Origin of the sequence: Mangrovimonas sp. DI 80, assembly GCF_001975575.1 — a bacterium.
Lineage (GTDB): Bacteria > Bacteroidota > Bacteroidia > Flavobacteriales > Flavobacteriaceae > Mangrovimonas_A > Mangrovimonas_A xylaniphaga.
The window spans coordinates 295483-315716 of sequence record NZ_MSDT01000002.1; the positions used below are offsets into that span (position 1 = coordinate 295483).

Consider the following 20234-nt stretch of genomic DNA (forward strand, 5'->3'; position numbering starts at 1 on the left):
TTAATTACAAAGGAAATAGTATCTTAACACTTGGTTACATTTGTAAGAACAATCTATCAATTGAAGGAAGCACAGACAGCACACAAACCTACGCCATCCCCAAAAAAGAAATACCGAGCATTGCGCATTCTAGGTAAATTGCTTTTGGGTATCCTGTTGTTATTTTTCCTGCTCGTCCTTTTTGTTAGAAGTCCATGGGGCCAAGACATTATTGTTGGCAAAGCCGTGAATTTTATCTCCAAAAAGACCCATACCAAAATTGACATTGAAAAACTATTCGTCACATTTGATGGTGACATTCAATTGGAACAATTCTATTTGGAAACCCCTAAAGGCGACACCTTAGTCTATTCCAAATCATTGGAAGTTAACATGCCCCTTTGGGCCTTGATTACTGGAAAAGGGGTTGGAGTTGATGACCTGCAATGGGATGGATTGCGAGCCAACATTATCAGAAACGACAGTATTGAAGGCTTCAATTTTCAATTTTTAATCGATGCTTTTGCTTCAGAAGAAGACAACGAAATCCCAAAAGATACTATTACCAAACCACTCAATTTAGTCCTTGGCAAACTCAATCTTAATGATTTTGACATTGTTTACAACGATGCTGTAACAGGTATTGAGAGCCATTTTGTGTTTAAGGAATTTCAACTAGACATGGATGACACCAATTTGGAAGACATGATATTTAAAGCTTCGGAATTGACACTCAGCGATGCCAATATCAACTTTATTCAAACGGACTCAGCACCATCCAGCGAATCGGAAAGTACCACACTCCCCTTTCTAGCTGCCGATGAAATTACCCTGAGAAACGTCATTGCCAATTACGAATCTTCCATCAGTCACATCAAGGTCGAAGCCAACATTCATAAGTTTTACACCGAACTAGAGGCCATTGACCTTGCACACAATTCCTATAAAATTGGAGACATCAACTTACAGCAATCCAACATTGTGGTTCATACTAACACCAACAATAGTCCACCGACAGAACTTGATTCAAACACTACAAATTCTAGCGAGTTTAACTGGCCAGACCTGAATATTGACATTGGTAATATTGAGTTTGAAGACAACAGCTTCTCCTTTTTTTCAGGAGACAACACACCTCAAAAGGACAACTTTAATCCCAATGCCTTGGCTTTAAAACATGTCAACTTCAAAGCCAATGAGATCTTCCTTAAAGATAAAACTGCAGGACTTGAACTGGAAACCATCCAATTTCAGGAAGCCTCCGGAATCAACCTAAATGAATTTGGTCTGAAGTTAAGTGCCAATGACCAAAGTCTAAACATTGAGCAACTTCATGCCAGCGTCAACCAAAACAAATTAAAGGGATCGCTAGCGATTAGTTATTCTGAATTGTCACAGTTCTTGAGCTCTCCAGAACTTTCCACCATCGACTTAAACCTACCCCAAATACAACTAGACCCAAACGATATTTTTAAATTCCAACCCACTTTAAAAGACAACCCCTATTTACAAACTGTAAGCCAAAATACAATAAAAGGGCACTTGAACGTGAATGGCACCTTAGCGTCACTAAACATTTCAGATCTTGGCATCAATTGGGGAAAAGACACACAATTAACTGCCAAAGGCAACATTCAAAATATCACTAAAACGGATAGTATCCAGTTTGACATTCCTTCTTTTTCGGCAGGAACTACCCGTTCAGACCTTATCAAATTTGTAACTGAAGACTCTCTTGGCATTCAATTTCCAGACAGCATACAACTTACGGGAACCGTCAAAGGCAATTTAAAGGATATAATAGCCAAAGCTGAGCTCAACTCCTCACAAGGGCTTGCCAACATAGATGGTCATTACAACAATGAGAGCAGTTTATCTTTTGAAGTTGAAGCGAATGTTGACCAGTACAGATTGGACGAACTCCTAAAAAATGAGGAATTGGGGCCACTTAGCTTAAGCATTACAGCGGATGGCTCAGGCGACAACATTAACCAATTTAATGCGAATTTCGACGCGGTTATTTCTCAATTTGCCCTAAAACAATACAACATTACCGATTTAAAACTCTCAGGAACCATTGTAGACGGAAGCGGCACTGTGAGTTCGGTATACAAAGACGATAACCTCGATCTTGACCTCAATGCATTGGTCACTTTAGACTCCATTGCTCCACAAGCCTCAATTGACCTGAACCTAAAGGGAGCCAACCTCAATGCCTTAGGACTTATGGAACGGAACATCCGCACGGGTTTTCAGTTAAAAGCTGATTTCAAAGGCAATTCCGAAACATTTGATCTAACCTCCAACCTTACGGAAGGCGTTGTAGTTTATGACAATAAATCCTATTTAATTGGTGACCTCAATGCCATTGCACATGTAAGCATCGATACCACTTCGGTTGAAGTCCATAACAAACTTCTGGATGCAGAATTGGCCTCCAACACCAACCCGCAAATATTTAGCAAGGCTCTAAAACATCATATTCAAAGTTACTTTTTTGATGACGTGCGACTGGTAGACACTTTGGAGCGTCCCGTAAACTTAACATTCAAAGGAACCATCAATCCGTCCTCATTGATGAACGACGTCTTTTTGGTCAACCTCAAAGACCTTGACACCATTAAAATGGCCATGGATTTCAACGAAAATGCTAAAGTTTTAAATGCGAATATTTCGGCGCCACGAATTAACTATGGCAGTTTTGAATTGGATAGCCTGGCTTTTTCCATAGACACCGATGTGGATAATTTTGAGTTCGGCCTCAACTTTAAAGAATTTACAACCGGCCCATTAGCGATTCCCAAAACCAGTTTTAACGGCAAGCAGCAAAACGGAGAGATGCTCCTAAAGTTTTTGGCTCAAGATAATGATGAGACGCTCATAAATATCGATTCCAAAATCACTTCGAATGCCAATATTTTAGAATTGCAGACAATTCCCTCAAACCTTACCATCAACAAAGAAGCTTGGAACATTCCAGAATCAAACTTCATCCGTTATAGTGATAAAAAGTTAGAGTTTCAAGACTTTCAACTCAGCAATAACAACGAACTTGTCGAGCTTACTCATCAACAGCCCGATATCACTAAAGACCACGTAGCCATTAATTTTTCCAATTTCAACCTAAACGAATTACTTAGCTACCTCAACCCAAACAAAAGCATTGCTTCTGGATATTTGAATGGTAATCTTGTTTTGGTTAATCCCTTTGAAGAAATGGGATTGATTGCCAATCTGGACATCACAGAACTGAACGCCCTTGACGTCGATTTGGGGAGATTAAGCCTGGAAGCCACTCCACAAGGCAACAACGCTTACAATTTCACCACTTCATTAAAGGAAGGTGATGTTGATTTGGATATGAAAGGGGATTATATGGCCAGTGAAGCGAATCCAACCATGGATTTAGACTTAACTATCAATTCATTTCAAATGAAGGCTTTGGAAGGTTTTAGTCTAGGCGAGATTTCTGAAACCAAAGGCGAGCTCTCTGGAAAATTTACAGTAAATGGCCCAACGGCAAGCCCTAATTACCAAGGGCAACTTAATTTTAAAGATGCTGGTTTTGAAATTACCAAGTTCAATGCTAGTTTTTCTATGGATAATGAAACGGTCTCAATTCAAAACGACCTGATTTCAATGGACAATTTCACCGTCAAGGATGCCAACAATAATATCCTTGTCGTCTCCGGTGATATTGGCACCAACGATTTAGCCAATCCCACTTTAAATTTAGATTTAAAGGCAGACAATTTCCAAGTATTGAATGCCTCACGCGAGGATAACGATCTTATATACGGAACAGCCGTTTTTGATGCCGAGGCCAAGTTAACAGGCGACCTTCAAATCCCTAAATTGAACGTAACCGCAACTTTGGGCAAAGAGACCAATATTAAATACATTATGCCTTCTGCTTCTGTAAATATGGAACAGCGTGATGGCGTAGTCATTTTTGTAAATCGCGACAATCCCGATGCCATTCTAACCCAAAAAGAAGAAAAAACCGCTACTGTTAAAGGCTTTGATGTCAAGGCCCTTATCAAGGTGGACAAAGAGGCCGCAGTCACCATTATTATCAATGAAAGCACCAACGACAACTTTATGGTTTCAGGTGAAGGTGACTTTAATTTTACGATGAAACCCAACGGACAAATGAATCTTTCTGGAGTCTATGACGTCACAGATGGCCATTATGAAATGAGCCTGTATAATTTGGTCAACCGCAAGTTTGAACTCACTCCAGGAAGTCGCGTGACTTGGTCCGGGGATCCTTTTGATGCCCAACTGGACATTCGTGCCATGTACCAATTAAAAACTTCAGCGGGACCTTTAATGGCCTCCCAAACTTCCAACGCCGATCCTTCGGTGAAAAGCAAATACCGAGAAGTATTGCCTTTTGAAGTCTTTCTGAATATTGATGGCGAACTGATGAAACCTGTCATTTCCTTTGATATCGACATGCCCGAAGATGAACAGGGAGCCATTGACGGACAGGTTTACGGACGTATCCAACAAGTAAACCGACAGGAAGAGGAACTCAACAAACAGGTGTTTTCTCTTTTGGTTTTAAACCGTTTTTATCCAGAACCCGGCAGTGACGGAAGCTCCGGTGGAATGGCCACAATCGCACGGGATAACCTCAACGATGCCGTATCCGATCAGCTAAATATGTTTTCGGACAAGCTTTTGGGAAATACCGGTTTCGAACTCAATTTTGGCTTGGACAGTTTCACCGACTATCAGGGCAGTACACCACAAGACCGTACCCAATTGGATATCGCTGCACAGAAGAAACTTTTCAACGACAGGCTAACAGTACAAGTAGGAAGCGAAGTTGACATACAGGGCAGCAACCCCGAAGACGAAGAAGCCCCCATCATTGGGAATGTGACCTTGGAATATATGCTCACCAAAAATGGCCGCTATAGAATAAAAGGATTTAGACGCAATGAATTTGAAAATGTGATTGATGGCCAAACCATGGTAAGCGGCATTGCCTTAATTTTTACCTTGGAATTTAATAAATTCAGTGAATTTTGGCACGCCCTTGTCCATCCACAACCAAAAGAGGATGAAAATGAAAAGAATGAGAATACAAAAAAAGAAGCCAACAACTAAAATATAAAGTATAGTATCCACTTGAACACGATTTCAAAATATCGCCATTACTACATCCTACTTTTATCGATTTGGATGGTTCAATCCTGCTCTATTACAAAGCACATTCCTGAAGGCGAACATCTTTACACAGGTGCCACGATTTCAATGGAATCGGATTCTACAATTACCAACGAACCCCTACTCAAGGACGAATTGGAAAAAGTGCTTTTGCCCGAGCCTAACTCCACCTTTTTAGGGATGCACCTAGGCTTATACTATTATTATAAAATGCAAAAGAAACATCCCGGATTTATCAACCGGTGGCTATACAAAAAATATGGAGAAGAACCTGTCTACCAATCGGATGTTGAACCTTCCGAAGTACGGAATCTTATCTTAAACCGATTGGAAAACCGTGGTTTCTTTTACAGTAGTGCCGATTCGGAAATAACTGAAAAAGACTACAAAAGTTCTATCCATTATACTACCAGAATTGCACCGCCTTATACCATGGAACGCTATGAATTGGATTCGTTCTCAGACCCCATCTATTCCGAAATTGCCAAAACCCTTAACAACACCCCTTTCAAAAAAGGCATGCGCTTTGACCTTTCCAATTTTGAATTGGAGCGCAGTAGAATTGATGCCGAACTAAAGCAAAAAGGCTATTACAACTTCAACGCTCAATTTTTAATTTTTGAAGCAGACACCAATCGTTACAAAAACAAACGCTTCGATCTTTATCTGCGACTGAAAAAGGAAGTGCCTCAAAAGGCTCAAGTTCCTTACAAAATCACCAAGGTGAACATCTACTCCAATTATGATTTGGAGAAGGACTCTTTGGTTTCAAACCCTACGAGGTTCAACAACAAAAATTTTATAGAAACGGAACCGTTTTTCAAGCCCAAATACCTCGACCCATTCGTCACTCTGGAAGAAGGGCAACTTTACAACCCACAAAACTCTAGAAATACCGCCAGACGCCTCTCTACCATAGGCGCCTATAAATATGTGAACATTCAGTACAAAGAAATAGACTCGCTCACCAATGATTCCCTTGGGCATTTACAAGCCGACATTTATTTATCGCCGTTGAACAAACGAAGTTTAAGAACCGAACTGCAGGCCGTGTCCAAATCCAATAATTTTGCGGGACCTGCTTTGGCCATTACCTATACCAACCGCAACATTTTTAGCGGAGGCGAAACCTTTAGTGTTAGTGGAAAATTAGGATTTGAAAAGCAAATTGCCAGCGGCAACAGCAACAGTCTTAACAGTACCGAATTGGGAATCAAAAGCGAACTGGTAGTCCCTCGCATGCTCTTCCCCATAAAATTTGACGACAATTATTTTAAATACTCCATCCCAAAAACCAAAACCTCATTGGGCCTTGACTATTTAAGCCGAAGTAATTTGTACGCCCTGCTATCAGGCAATGTAAAGTTTGGATATACTTGGGATGCCAACAAGTTTGTGACTCACGAAATTAATCCTGTCACGGTCAACTACACCCAACTTTTGAACACCTCTCCAGAATTTGAACAGATTCTGGATGAAAACCCTTATTTACAGGAAAGTTTTGATCAAGAGTTTATTTCAGGGCTTATGTATTCCTTTACATACAACGGCATGGTGAATGCCAAAGACAAACACCAATTTTATTTTAATGCCACTTTTGACATTGCAGGAAATTCGATTAGTTTATTTGGAAAAGACCATGGGGAGAATCAGCCCAAAACTTTTTTGGGTCTAGCCTATGCACAATACGCCAAACTAGATTTGGATTTTCATTACCATTTGGACATAGGAAAACATCAGGTGATTGCCACCCGATTGTTCGGCGGCTACGGATTGGCATACGGAAATTCAAACATCCTCCCCTTTGTGAAACAATATTATGCAGGAGGGCCTTATAGCGTTAGAGCTTTTAGAATACGCTCTTTGGGCCCGGGAACTTTTAGTGAAGAAACCGATAATGACGACACTTATATAGATCAAGCTGGAAATATCAGGTTGGAAGCCAATATTGAATATCGCTTTCCTATTATTTCCTTCTTAAAAGGAGCCGTTTTTGTGGATGCCGGTAACATTTGGAATTCCAAAGAAAATGAAACCCTTCCTGGAGGAAAGTTCAGCAGCTCCTTTATCAATGAATTGGGAATGGGTGCCGGAATTGGCGCTCGAATTGATATCCAAGGCTTTGTGGTTAGATTTGATTTGGCAGCACCATTTCACGACCCATCCCTACCCGAAGGCGAACGCTACGATTTTAGAATTGACGAGCCTATTTTTAACTTCGCCATTGGCTACCCTTTCTAACTATTAACATCAATCTTTTCGCAACAGGGCATCTACCCCCATTTCATGCTCATCCTTCACTTTCATCAATGCTTTTGTAGGCGGTTCAAGATTATAATCTGTAATCAACAGCTTCCAAGAGGCTTTTAAACGTATGCCATCCTTTTCTTTGCTAAATTCCAGTGGAATACTTACCTCCTTGGAAGTGCCCACCAATGTAAACGTACCTCGGGCAGTAATGGTTTGCGAACCTAGAGATTCCACATCTAAAGGTTGCCCCAAAGTTCCTTTAAACGTCACATAAGTATATTCCTTGCTTTTTAACAGTTCAAACATGTGTTCATTTCGCTTATTGATTCCTGTATCTATGGAATTCACAGCTACATGAAACTCAAATTCCCCGGTATCAACATCCAAATGTCCTTTTAATTCTTTAGACTCCCCCGTATAAGAGTTAATGGAAATTTTCGCCTTGAAGAAAGCTGTTCCATTGGCCACATCATAGGTCTGGGATTTCATAATATAACTGCTGCACAACAAGAATCCTATCAACAGTATACGTAAGGTTTTAACACATAGTTTCATAATACATTTTTAAAAAATTGCTTTATTAAAGTTACGCATAATTAGCTAAAAAAGAGACTGGAAAATAATTCCCAAAAAGTCCGAAATAATTTAAAATAATTACTCCAACATTTTTTAATACATCACCTAACATACTTTTGAATTGAATAAAAATATCTCCCCATCATATACGCTTCCTTTCCAATTTCTTGATATTTTTATAGAGCGCAATAGTTTATCACAACGCTTTTAAGCGTTTAAAGCAATGCTGCAAGGGCATTGCTACAGGTCTCAAAACAGCAACATATGGCAGCATACAAGTGTTTCCTTCCTAAGGCTAAATATTTCTTGTGCCCTTCAAAGCTATGGTTGGCAGTACTGTTTTGTTGCTTGTATGCCACTACAAACCTATATGCACAAACCGAGGAACCTCAGGAAGAAGACACCTCAGACTTCACCCGACAGCTATGGGTAGATTTCAGGCCCTATTGGAATATTGGCAACAACCAGCGCTTTACTTTGGAAGTTGGCTACCGCACCATTTGGCCCAAACATTGGCACCGCTTTGTTACCCGGCTCCATTACCAATACACAACAGATACCTTGCTGTTTAAAGCCTTTAAACACAAAGAAACCCTGTATGCAGGAGCTGGTCTGTTTTTTCTAAGTTCCAAAAATGACATCAATTCGTTCGAGATACGCCCTCACCAAGGGTATACCTTTGCCTTTTATTGGGCACCGCGTTTTGAATTTGCCCAGTCCCTGCAACTCGAAGAACGCTTTATGTTTACAGAATTAGACGATGACCATGTGTTTGGGATGCGTTTGCGCTACAAGGTAAAGGGTACCATTGGCTTGGAAGGTGTTGGCTTTGGAGAGGAACAGGGCTTTTATGTGCCCTTGGAAATAGAGTTCTTCTTCAATTTGATAAAGTCTACCCAGTTTAACGATGTTATTCGCATAACCCCTGGCATAGGATATAAAATCAACAAAGGGTTTAAAATTGAAGCCAATGCCGCCTACCACTACACCAAATATGAGGTTTATGAACGCACCAACGATATCGTTTTTAGACTGAAGGTGTTTAAGAAGTTTTAAAGCATAAAGCCTTATACCTCAATATTTTTTCTTAAATTAAACCACACGCCCCTAGCAAAGAGAAACTTAAACAATCAATATAAATTAAGTACTCATGGAAAAAACAATTAAATGCAGGGACGTAGGGTTTGACTGTGATGGCGTTATCAAAGCCAGCTCAGAGGAAGAAGCCCTAAAAATGGCAGCCGAACACGCCAAATCTGTTCACGGCTTAACCGAGATTACACCCGAAGTGGTTGAAAAAATCAAATCGGTGATGACTTGACACTTAAGCAATACCACAAGGATTTTGCCCTCCATACATTACTAAAACATAATTGAAGTATAGGGCTTCCTTTGAAACAGTAGCGTCTTGATAATCGCGCTAGCAAGTGTCTCCCTTCCTAAGCACATAATTTATTTTAGCCATAACATTCAAAGCCAGTGACCATAAAAACGTGACTGGCTTTTTAATTTGTAATACCTTCGCATAAATTGGATACCCTAACTTGTAACAACCTGTGAGCACTCCGCAACTTATCGCCGTTTTGGAAAACCCCAACTATATCATGAACATTGGCACCGTAATAAGGAACGTTAATGCCCTTGGCGTAGATAAGCTTTACGTTATTGACGGCCTTAACCGCCTTGAAAGCGATTTGGAACAACTGCGCCAACGCAAATCAATTTTAAAACACTCCAAAGGCGCCATAAAATACACCCATGTAAAACGCTTTGACACTTCTGATGAATGCCTTAACTTTTTGGAAAAACAAGGATTTTGCAATGTGGGCACTTCTCCTCATAGCCACGGAGTACAGCATTACCGCCTTCCGGAAAGCCCATTAACCCAACCTCAATTGGCCATTTGGTTTGGCGATGAGGCCAATGGCCTAAGTGATACGGTCCTGCAACGCTGCCAATTTTGTATTAGCATTGATATGATGGGTAATGTAGAAAGTTTGAATTTGGCCACCGCAACCGGTATTGTCCTTTACGAAGCCCAAAGGCAACGCCGGAACATGACAACTTAAAGTTCCCACAAAACAATATACTTCTGTTTGAAACTCTGGGCACATCCAGCAATTAATGGTCGATAGTTTTTGGGGATTTGTAGATGGCTTTTCCGCAACAGTAGATCTCTTTTTGAGGACATCAGTACATTAGGCTAATTTGTAAACAAAAAGACCTTGTTTACAAAATCGCTTTATTTTTTGCTGTTTGTCATGGCAGCAGTCTGTTCGGTAAACGCTCAACTGTGCGAGGGCAGTTTGGGAGACCCTATTGTAAATATAGATTTTGGTTCAGGAACCGCTACCCATGGATCGCCTTTGGGCAGTGATATCACCAGTTATAGTTGGACTACGGCCGATTTTCCACAGGACGGCTACTATACCATCGAAAGCACCACCAATACCCCAAACACTTGGTGGACCACCACAGACCATACGGGAGGTGGGTACATGATGGTGGTGAATGCCAGTTTTTCCATCACCGATTATTTTTATAAGAAAACCGTAACTGGACTTTGCCCTAATACTACCTACGAGTTTGCGGTTTGGATCATGAACCTGCTTCGCAGTGCCGATAATAGCTTGCCAAACATTACCCTAACTATTGAACAGCAAGATGGCACAATTCTCAATTCATACAACACTGGGGACATCCCCTTGCAGTCTAGCGCGGTTTGGAAACAGTATGGATTCTACTTTACCACACCCGCCGATATTGAAACAGTTGTAATACGAATGCGCAACAACAAGGTAGGTGCTGCACCTGGAAACGACATTGCCTTAGATGATATTACTTTTCGTCCCTGCGGGCCAACAGTCACCACAGCCGTGGAAGATGAATCCAACGCTACCTTAACAGTGTGCGAAAATGAAACGGTAAACTATACCTTGCAGGGAACCGTTTCCTCCGGATATACCAACCCCATGTACCAATGGCAAACAAGTACTGACGAGGGAAGTACCTGGATAGATATTCCGGGAGCCACAGCTATTGACTATACGTTTACGGTAAGCTCAACACCGGGTACCTACATGTATCGATTGGCCGTTGCCGATGAAGGGAATATTGATTCGGCGGCTTGTAGGATAGTTTCGGAGATCATTACCATTGAAGTATTGGAAACCCCAGTGGTTTTGACCGGTGAAACAGTGCAAGAATTTTGCACAACACAACAGCCCACCGTATCAGATTTGGAAGTGAACGGCTCGGCTGTTTGGTACGACAGTTTGGAAGGAGGCAACCAGCTTATGGAAACTGCCTCGTTGGTTAGTGGCATGACGTATTATGCGGCCCAAGAAACCGTAAACGGCTGTGAAAGTGATGAGCGTTTAGGCATAACCGTAACAATCTTTCCCCCTACTCTTACCGTCAATGATGTGTATGATATTTTTTGTGATGATTTGAACGATGGCGTAGAAACTATTAACATCACCAATTATGAAGCCGAATTGGCCACCTGTGCCGATTGTGTCTTCAGCTATTTCACCTCTTTGGAAGGCGCCGAAAATGCGTCTCTAGATTCACAGATTAGCTCACCTGAAGCCTATGAATTGACTTCAGAAGATGAAACAATATATGTTAGAATCGATTCTTCAGATAAATGCTACCAAATAGCCCAATTGAACTTGCAATTACAAAGTACTCCGGAGACTCCCTTAGAGGAAACTATGGTCCTTTGCGAAGATGCCATACTTACTCTGGATGCGGGTTCAGGCTTCTATGACTATCTATGGTCCACTGGAGAAACTACTTCTTCCATAATGGTTTCCGAGATCGGCACTTATTCGGTAACGGTAACCCAAGATTTGGGTGATATATTCTGTTCGTTAACTCTAGACATTGACGTGGTTTTGGGCAATGCCCCTACCATTGATAACATTGTTATTGACGATTGGAGCGATTCCCAAAATACCATAACCGTCAATCTTACAGACAGCAATATTGGGAATTATGAATATTCTATAGATGGTTTTATATTTCAGGACAGCAATGTGTTTACAGACCTGCCAAGTGGCGAGTATATGGTATATGTACAGGAGAAAAATGGCTGCGGAAATGCTTCGGAAGTGGTATATCTACTTTATTACAGAAAGTTTTTCACCCCCAACGGCGATACCTACAATGACACTTGGAGCATTGAGTTTACCGACGAAGAGCCCACATTAACCACCAAAATCTATGACCGATATGGTAAGCTCTTGACACACCTGGGGGCAGACGATGCTTGGGACGGCACGTTTAATGGCTGTATGATGCCATCCAATGACTATTGGTTTGTGGTAACACGGGCAAACGGCAAAACCCACACAGGTCATTTTACCTTGAAACGATAACTCATCTATTTTTAGTTCCTCTTAAGTTAAGGGCAAATATGTATCTTTAGGACACTGCAATTAGAAACAAGAGTCCAGGATGACAAACCCACAAATAAAACAGCTATCCACCGAAGCTTCAGAATCTATATTAAACACCTTGCAACAACGCTTTGAAGCGAATAAGCATCGTCACCACAATTTGGAATGGCAACATATAGCGTCTAAACTTCAGGACAGCCCTAGCAAGTTGTGGTCTTTGTTCCAAATGGAAGAAACAGGAGGCGAACCAGACGCGATTGATTACGATTCCTCTACAGATACTTACCTGTTTGTGGATTGCGCTCCCGAAAGTCCAAAAGGCAGACGAAGCGCCTGCTTCGACAGGGCGGCCCAAGAGTCACGCAAAAAGTTCAAACCCGAACACAACGTCCAAGATCTTGCTGCGGATATGGGCATTGAATTGCTCAACGAAACCCAATACCGACACCTACAAACCTTAGGGCATTTTGATGCCAAAACCTCCAGTTGGATTGCAACACCCGAAAATATCAGAAAGCTAGGTGGTGCCCTCTTTGCCGATTATAGGTACGATACCGTTTTTGTGTACCACAATGGTGCCGAAAGCTACTATGCCGCCCGTGGTTTTAGAGGCTGCCTTCACGTTTAGACATCTTTACATTAGCTATTCGCTTTGCTGAAAACGCTTTCAATGTTAAGAAATTGCCAATAAGTTGTTAAGTGCTTTTGTTGGCACAAACATTGAAAGAAGAAGATTACAATCTTAAAAATTTAATTATGAAAAAAGTATTGATGATCTTCACAGTATTACTCCACGGTGCTTTAAGTGCACAAGAAAGTCCACAGGACAACAACAACTTCCAAATAGACAAGGGTATTTGGAGCATTGAAGGGGATGTTTCCTTTAATTATGGAAAAAGTGAGAACCTCCAAAATTATGTAGGAGAATCCACAGGATACGGCTTTGCCATTTCCCCTAAGGTTGGATACACTATTAGCAACAATTTAATTTTGGGGTTAGGCGTAGGGTATGACCATCGTGAATACAAATCTCAAAGAGAAGACCCCTCTGAAAACTCTACAAATACAACCAAACAATATGGTATATTTCCATATATAAAAAAACACTTCCCTCTTAGCAAAAAATTAGCATTGCACATTCAAGGTGAAGCTAGATATTCAAAATATAAACCAAGCACTGAACATGTATCAACCGAAGTATCCTATAGCACAGAATCCCATGACATATTTATAGGGCTGCGACCTGGTATTTCCTATAGTTTATCAAAAAACTTTTTGATGCAAGCAAACATAGGCGCTTTAGGATATAACTCTACCAAATCCAAAAGAGATGGCGAGGATAATACAAAAAGTAATTCCTTTGCATTCTCATTAAAATCATCCAATTTATATTTTGGTATCGTCTGGCTTATCTAAAAAGGGTAAGGAGTAAACAATTGTCCCAAAAAGTCAGAACTTAATTTATAGTACAAAGCACAGAAGCCACTGCAATAATACAGTGGCTTTTTTGTAACTTGTAATTACCATATAGAGCCCATAAAAAACTAAAAAAATGGTGGCTATTGAACATTTTATAAGCAGTTTGGAACACACCCCTGTAATCCTCCAAAACTTGTTGAATTATATCCCTACAGACTTGTACAAACTTAGACGTGTGGAAAACAAATGGAGCATTCATGAGCAAGTTTGCCATTTGGTGGAAGCACAGACAATCTTGATAGAGCGTTTTAAAAAATTTGAAACAGAAGAACACCCACACATCCAAAGTTACATCCCTGACGCAAAAAGACCTCATGATTATTACCTTCAACAAAACTTGGAATCAGCCCTCGAAGCATTCCCAAGGCTAAGAAACCAATTGGTGACAATGCTTAAAGGTTTTGATGATAGCTATTGGCAAAAAAGTGGTACCCACGATGCCTTTACGCCTTACAATACGCAGTTGTTACTTACCCATACCTTGAATGTAGATCATGTTCATTTGTTCAGTATTGAACAATTAGGATTAACCAAACCAGGCTTGGAAGCCGAAATCATGACACTTCCCTAACCAACAAAACAACCCAAAATGATCAAAAGCAGCTACAACCCAATATTTAAAAGGCAATTCTGGCACTTGGCCTTTCTTTTAGGCCTTTTGATGGTTTTATCGCTGCTTTTCAGTAATCTCCCCGAATTAAGCGAAGGCCAGCTTTGGGGGATTTCAACAAAAACTTGGAGCCTTCTAGCTATTGCCGTACCCATTGTGCATCAAGTATATGTACTCTTATGCTGGCGTTTCGAACTATATTTTCAGAGTCTTTCCAAATGGTTTGGTTCCAAAGGGTTTCAACTTTATAAAATTGGCTTTGCAGTTCTTATTGTCTTGCGCCCCATAAGCTTGATTCTTTTAGCTATCTCCAATGCCCATACCTTACATTGGCCAAGGTGGCTTTCGCTGGCAGCATCCTTCGTCTTGTTTATTCCTGCAGCGTATTTGTTTTATTCTGTAAAAACATATTTTGGAATTGATAGAGCCTTTGGCATTGATCACTTCCACCCCGAACAATACAAAAACACCCCTATTGTTAGCCAAGGTATTTTTAAATACACCAGCAATGGTATGTATGTTTTTGGTTTCTTTCTACTTTGGATTCCTGGCTTGCTTTGGGAATCGAAGACGGCCTTATGGCTTGCCTTCTTCAATCATTTATACATTTGGGTACATTACTACACTACGGAGAAGCCAGACATGGTAAAAATCTATGGATAAAAACCGTTTAATCAAAAAAGGCCAACCCTAAGGTCAGCCTCTTTCATTCTAATTAAAGGAACTATTTATTTATAGATCAAATCAAAGCGATCCAACTTCATTACCTTATCCCAAGCTGCCACGAAGTCTTTTACAAACTTAGCTTCAGCATCGGCACTTCCGTACACTTCTGCCAAGGCTCTTAACTCAGAGTTAGAACCAAAGATAAGGTCGGCACGAGTAGCAGTATACTTCAACTCACCAGTAGCTCTGTCTCTTCCTTCGAAGGTTTCTTTGGTGTCGTTGATAGCTTTCCACTCAGTGCTCATATCCAATAGATTTACAAAGAATCCATTGTTTAATTGTTCATTGCTATCTGTGAAAATTCCGTGCTTAGAACCGTCATAGTTAGCTCCCATAGCTCTCATTCCACCAACCAACACAGTCATTTCAGGAGCTGTAAGGGTTAACAATTGTGCTTTGTCCACCAACAATTCTTCTGTTGAAATGGTGTATTGCGTTTTCAAGTAGTTACGGAATCCGTCAGCCATTGGCTCCAACAATCCGAAAGATTCTACATCGGTTTGGTCTTGAACGGCATCCATACGTCCAGGTACAAATGGTACATTTACGCTATGTCCTGCGTTAGCCGCTGCCTTCTCAACTCCTGCTGCTCCAGCCAATACAATTAAATCGGCCATAGATACTTTCTTAGCTCCAGACTTAGCATTGAATTCCGCTTGAATGTTTTCAAGAACTCCCAATACTTTAGCCAATTGCTTAGGGTTATTTACTTCCCAATCTTTTTGAGGCGCCAATCTAATTCTCGCACCGTTGGCACCACCTCTTCTGTCTGAACCTCTATAAGTAGATGCAGAAGCCCAAGCAGTCGTTACCATTTCATTGATGGTCAATCCTGAGTTAAGGATGCTAGCTTTCAAGCTTTCAATATCCTTTTTGTTGATCAATTCGTGGTTAACCGCAGGAATTGGATCTTGCCAAATCAAATCTTCAGTTGGCGCTTCAGGACCTAAATAGGTTGTTTTTGGTCCCATATCTCTGTGGGTCAACTTAAACCATGCACGAGCAAAAGCTTCGTTGAATGATTCTGGGTTCTCATAGAATTTTCTAGAAATCTTTTCAAAACTAGGATCCATTCTTAAAGACAAATCGGTAGTGAACATAGTAGGCTTGTGCTTCTTCTCAGAATCGTAAGCATCTGGCACCATCATTTTAGGCTCACCTTTGGCTACCCATTGGTGACCTCCTGCTGGACTTTTAGTCAATTCCCATTCGTTTTCAAACAAACTGAAGAAAAACATATGACTCCATCTTGTAGGCGTAGCAGTCCACGTTACTTCCAAACCAGAAGTAATGGCATCGGCACCTTTTCCAGACTTATAAGAACTCTTCCATCCAAAACCTTGCTCCTCGATTCCAGCACCTTCTGGATCTGCTCCTACATGAGTTGCAGGTCCTGCTCCGTGGGCTTTCCCTAAAGTGTGTCCACCAGCGATAAGTGCTACTGTTTCCTCTTCATTCATTCCCATTCTACCAAACGTAGCGCGAATGTCGTCTGCTGCCAATAATGGATCTGGCACACCGTTAGGTCCTTCTGGGTTTACGTAAATCAATCCCATTTGTACTGCTGCCAAAGGATTTTCTAATTCACGTTCTCCGGAGTAACGCTTTTCGTCACTTAACCATTCTTTCTCAGCTCCCCAGTATACATCAATTTCTGGTTCCCACATGTCTTCTCTACCTCCAGCAAAACCAAAAGTTTCAAAGCCCATATCTTCCAAGGCAACGTTTCCTGTCAATACCATTAAATCGGCCCAAGAAATCTTCTTACCATACTTTTGTTTGATTGGCCAAATTAAACGTCTCGCCTTATCCAAGTTCGCGTTGTCTGGCCAACTGTTAAGCGGTGCAAAACGTTGTTGTCCCGCACGTGATCCTCCACGACCATCGGCAGAACGATAGGTCCCGGCACTATGCCAAGCCATACGGATGAACAATCCTCCATAGTGACCAAAATCTGCTGGCCACCAATCTTGAGACTCTGTCAAAACTTTTCTAATATCTCCTTTAAGAGCGTTATAGTCTAGGCTGTTGAATTCTTCAATGTAATCAAAGTCTTCCTCCATTGGGTTAGACAAGTCTGAATTTTGTCTAAGAATCCCCAAGTTCAATTGATTTGGCCACCAATCGCTGTTGCTGGTCGCCTTCATATTGGAACTACTTTTCTTAGTGGCACCAGAACTGGCATCCACTTGAGCTGTGTGCTCTGAGTTTCCTTGACAGGCCACCATAGTTACACCTATGGCTACCAATAAGGCACGTGTTAGTGTTTTTTTCATATCCTTTATGCTTAGTTAATGAGATTTTACGGTGCAAGAATACTCCATATAACAATGGTCAACACTATAAGTACCATCAATAGTTTTTATTTTACCATCATTAAAATCAATACAGATTCACGATTTTAAATAAGAACCTTAAACCCTTATAGTTAGAAATGCCTTACAAAGGGGATTCTTAATGAAATACCTGCTTATTGTAAAAAAAGATTAGTTTTACAACCATCATGATTTTAAAACACATAAGTTATTTATGAAAACTTTACGATTAACCCTTGCTTCCCTAGCCTTGATAAGTCTTGCGGGCTGTGGAGAAGACAAAGCGCAAAAAGATAAAACGGAGTTCACAGTAGATCTCATTAAAGAGAATTCAGATAAAGCCAATGCCTTTTTTGATAAAAGTTTCGATCTTGGCCTTGATCGCTCCCCAATGGAACAAAGTTACTTGGGCATAAAAAAAGACTACGATAAATGGGATGATATTTCTCCAGAACATTTGGATGAATCTCTGGAAATTGCCAAAACAGAATTGCAATACGCCAAAGATTCCATTGATCCCAAAGCTTTAGATACCCAAACAAAACTGAGCTATAAATTATTTGTTGAAGGCTTGGAGCATAACATTGCAGATTACAAATGGCGTTTTTACAACTATCCTGTCAACCAAATGCATGGGATGCACTCAGAAATCCCTTCATTCTTAATCAACATTCACTCAGTAGCAGATTCCAGTGATGCAGTTGCCTACATTTCCAGACTGAAAGGGGTTGAACCCTTATTTGACCAATTGATTAAGAATTTGGAAATTCGTGAAACCAACGGTATTGTAACTCCAAAATTTGTATTCCCAAGAGTCATTGAAGACTGCAAAAATATTATCAAAGGTGCTCCTTTTGATACAGGTTCGCCTTCTACCCTTCTTAATGATTTTGAAACCAAAGTAAATGCCTTGACTATTGCTGACACCAATAAAGCAGCTTTGATCAATGATGCAGAAGAAGCATTAAAAACCAGCGTAAAACCAGGCTATGATAAACTCATCGCATTTTTGGAATCCCAAGCTACCAGAGCTACTACAGATGACGGTTGTTGGAAATTCCCTGAAGGCGAAGCATTTTACCAAAACCGTTTACAACGCATTACCACCACCAATCTAACTGCTGATGAAATCCATGAAATAGGATTGAAAGAAGTGGCTCGTATTCATGGTGAGATGAAGGAAATCATGAAAGAGGTAAACTTTGAAGGCAGCTTACAGGACTTCTTTAAATTCTTAAAAGAAGACGAGCAGTTTTACTATCCAAATACCGAAGAAGGCAAAGCGGAATATATTGCTAAAGCAACGGATATCATCAATACGATGCGCGGACGTTTGGACGACATTTTTATCACCAAACCTAAAGCTGAAATCCAAGTGAAACGTGTAGAAGCCTTCCGTGAAAACTCAGCCGGAAAAGCTTTTTACAATTCAGGAACCCCAGACGGGTCACGTCCTGGAACTTACTATGCCAATCTAGCCAACACCAAAAACATGCCTAAGTTTGAAATGGAGGCCTTGGCGTATCACGAAGGTATTCCTGGTCACCATATGGACAGAAGCATTGCTCAAGAGCTAACTGGGATTCCTAAATTCAGAAAATTTGGAAGCTACACTGCTTATGTTGAAGGTTGGGGACTTTACAGCGAATTCATCCCGAAGGAAATGGGCTTCTATGAAGATCCTTACTCCAACTATGGGCGTTTGGCCATGGAACTTTGGAGAGCCTGCCGCTTAGTTGTCGATACGGGAATCCATGCCAAAAAATGGACTAGACAAGAAGGTATCGATTATTATATGACCAATACTTCTGGTAGTGACCGCGAATGTGTGCGCATGGTAGAGCGCCATATTGTGATGCCAGGCCAGGCTACAGCCTACAAAATTGGCATGCTCAAGATTTTGGAATTGCGTAAGATGGCCAAGGAAAAATTGGGAGATAAGTTCGACCTTAGAGAATTCCATGAAGTGGTATTGACCAATGGAGCCGTTCCTTTAAGCGTGTTGGAAGATTTGGTTAACGAATGGATTGCCTCCAAAGAATAATCAAAAAACAATAATCCTAGATAAAAAAAGCCGAGATGTAATTGTCTCGGCTTTTGTATTTTTATTCCTCTTTTAAAGCTTCCAAAACGGCTAGCAATAAGGGCGTACTTAACCGCACCTTATAATTAGGATTGATATATTCAAACAGAATATCGCCGGAAGTATTCAACACAAAAAACAGAAGGCACAGGCAAAATATTCGTAGCGTCCAATTTAGTTTTATTGGCGATGTACATTTTTGTCATGTCGGGAGTTTTAAAACCAATACCAAGCTCCTGTATTAACTTGGCCTCAGGATCGGAATACACTTGGTAATTCATGGCATGCGTAAAAACTGTCGGCTTCAAATATTTGAAATGATCTGGGCTTATTGCAATTATTTGGTAACCCAAATCCAAAATTTCTTTTTCCGTCTCAGCCAAAGCCCCCAGCTGTGTATTACAATAAGGACACCAGCCTCCTCTATAAAATACCAGAACCGTTGGCTTTTCCTTTATCAAATTTTGCAGAGACACTTCATCCCCATTAAGATCCAAAACCTTGGCTTTTGGAATGGTTTCTCCTACAAGTAAAGGACTAACATCTTCGGCTTGTTTAGGAATTTGTGACTGAACCATTAAGGTAAAACAACAAAATAGAATGAATAATTTGGAAGTCATGTGTTATTTCAATTT

Annotated in this window: 14 protein-coding genes; 11 read left to right on the forward strand and 3 right to left on the reverse strand. The window is 40.7% G+C overall.

From position 1 onward, the window contains the following. Positions 1 to 30 precede the first annotated feature (30 nt). Both BKM32_RS01960 and BKM32_RS01965 read left to right on the forward strand, forming a co-directional pair. Positions 31 to 5097, forward strand: a complete 5067-nt coding sequence (locus BKM32_RS01960) for a translocation/assembly module TamB (protein WP_253187374.1) — start codon at positions 31 to 33, stop codon at positions 5095 to 5097. Positions 5098 to 5172: 75 nt separating this feature from the next. Beyond that, positions 5173 to 7398 (forward strand): BamA/TamA family outer membrane protein, encoded by a 2226-nt coding sequence (locus BKM32_RS01965; RefSeq protein ID WP_076662324.1) that lies wholly within the window; start codon positions 5173 to 5175, stop codon positions 7396 to 7398. A gap of 9 nt (positions 7399 to 7407) precedes the next feature. On the opposite strand, the gene BKM32_RS01970 is transcribed toward BKM32_RS01965, so the two are convergent. Then, on the reverse strand, positions 7408 to 7962 hold the full coding sequence (locus BKM32_RS01970) for a YceI family protein (protein WP_076662325.1): 555 nt from the start codon (positions 7960 to 7962) through the stop codon (positions 7408 to 7410). A 285-nt stretch (positions 7963 to 8247) separates the two neighbouring features. Here BKM32_RS01970 and BKM32_RS01975 point away from each other — a divergent pair, with 285 nt between their 5' ends. From BKM32_RS01975 to BKM32_RS02010, 8 genes are all read left to right on the forward strand, one after another. Continuing rightward, positions 8248 to 9039 (forward strand): DUF2490 domain-containing protein, encoded by a 792-nt coding sequence (locus tag BKM32_RS01975; RefSeq protein WP_083702066.1) that lies wholly within the window; start codon positions 8248 to 8250, stop codon positions 9037 to 9039. A 94-nt stretch (positions 9040 to 9133) separates the two neighbouring features. Then, positions 9134 to 9304: a DUF1059 domain-containing protein gene (locus BKM32_RS01980; protein WP_076662327.1), complete on the forward strand. Its 171-nt coding sequence runs from the start codon at positions 9134 to 9136 to the stop codon at positions 9302 to 9304. Between the two features lie 235 nt (positions 9305 to 9539). Continuing rightward, positions 9540 to 10052, forward strand: a complete 513-nt coding sequence (locus BKM32_RS01985) for a TrmH family RNA methyltransferase (protein WP_076662328.1) — start codon at positions 9540 to 9542, stop codon at positions 10050 to 10052. Between the two features lie 192 nt (positions 10053 to 10244). Then, the gene (locus BKM32_RS01990; protein ID WP_076662329.1) at positions 10245 to 12365 is read left to right on the forward strand and encodes a T9SS type B sorting domain-containing protein; all 2121 of its coding nucleotides are present in this window, start codon (positions 10245 to 10247) and stop codon (positions 12363 to 12365) included. Between the two features lie 79 nt (positions 12366 to 12444). Beyond that, positions 12445 to 13014, forward strand: a complete 570-nt coding sequence (locus BKM32_RS01995) for a DUF4256 domain-containing protein (protein ID WP_076662330.1) — start codon at positions 12445 to 12447, stop codon at positions 13012 to 13014. A 128-nt stretch (positions 13015 to 13142) separates the two neighbouring features. Beyond that, complete coding sequence (locus BKM32_RS02000) at positions 13143 to 13802, forward strand: outer membrane protein (protein WP_123812047.1); 660 nt, start codon at positions 13143 to 13145, stop codon at positions 13800 to 13802. 136 nt (positions 13803 to 13938) lie between these two features. Continuing rightward, positions 13939 to 14436 carry a DinB family protein gene (locus BKM32_RS02005; RefSeq protein ID WP_076662332.1) on the forward strand — a complete coding sequence of 166 codons (498 nt, stop codon included), beginning with the start codon at positions 13939 to 13941 and terminating at the stop codon, positions 14434 to 14436. 18 nt (positions 14437 to 14454) lie between these two features. Then, on the forward strand, positions 14455 to 15138 hold the full coding sequence (locus BKM32_RS02010) for a methyltransferase (protein ID WP_076662333.1): 684 nt from the start codon (positions 14455 to 14457) through the stop codon (positions 15136 to 15138). A 65-nt stretch (positions 15139 to 15203) separates the two neighbouring features. Here BKM32_RS02010 and katG read toward each other — a convergent pair whose 3' ends face one another. Beyond that, positions 15204 to 17477 (reverse strand): catalase/peroxidase HPI, encoded by a 2274-nt coding sequence (katG, locus tag BKM32_RS02015; protein WP_076662334.1) that lies wholly within the window; start codon positions 17475 to 17477, stop codon positions 15204 to 15206. Positions 17478 to 17730: 253 nt separating this feature from the next. Here katG and BKM32_RS02020 point away from each other — a divergent pair, with 253 nt between their 5' ends. Beyond that, positions 17731 to 19560: a DUF885 family protein gene (locus BKM32_RS02020; protein WP_076662335.1), complete on the forward strand. Its 1830-nt coding sequence runs from the start codon at positions 17731 to 17733 to the stop codon at positions 19558 to 19560. A gap of 140 nt (positions 19561 to 19700) precedes the next feature. On the opposite strand, the gene BKM32_RS02025 is transcribed toward BKM32_RS02020, so the two are convergent. Further along, positions 19701 to 20219, reverse strand: coding sequence for a peroxiredoxin-like family protein (locus tag BKM32_RS02025; protein WP_083702068.1), 519 nt, complete (start codon positions 20217 to 20219; stop codon positions 19701 to 19703). Positions 20220 to 20234: the final 15 nt, after the last annotated feature.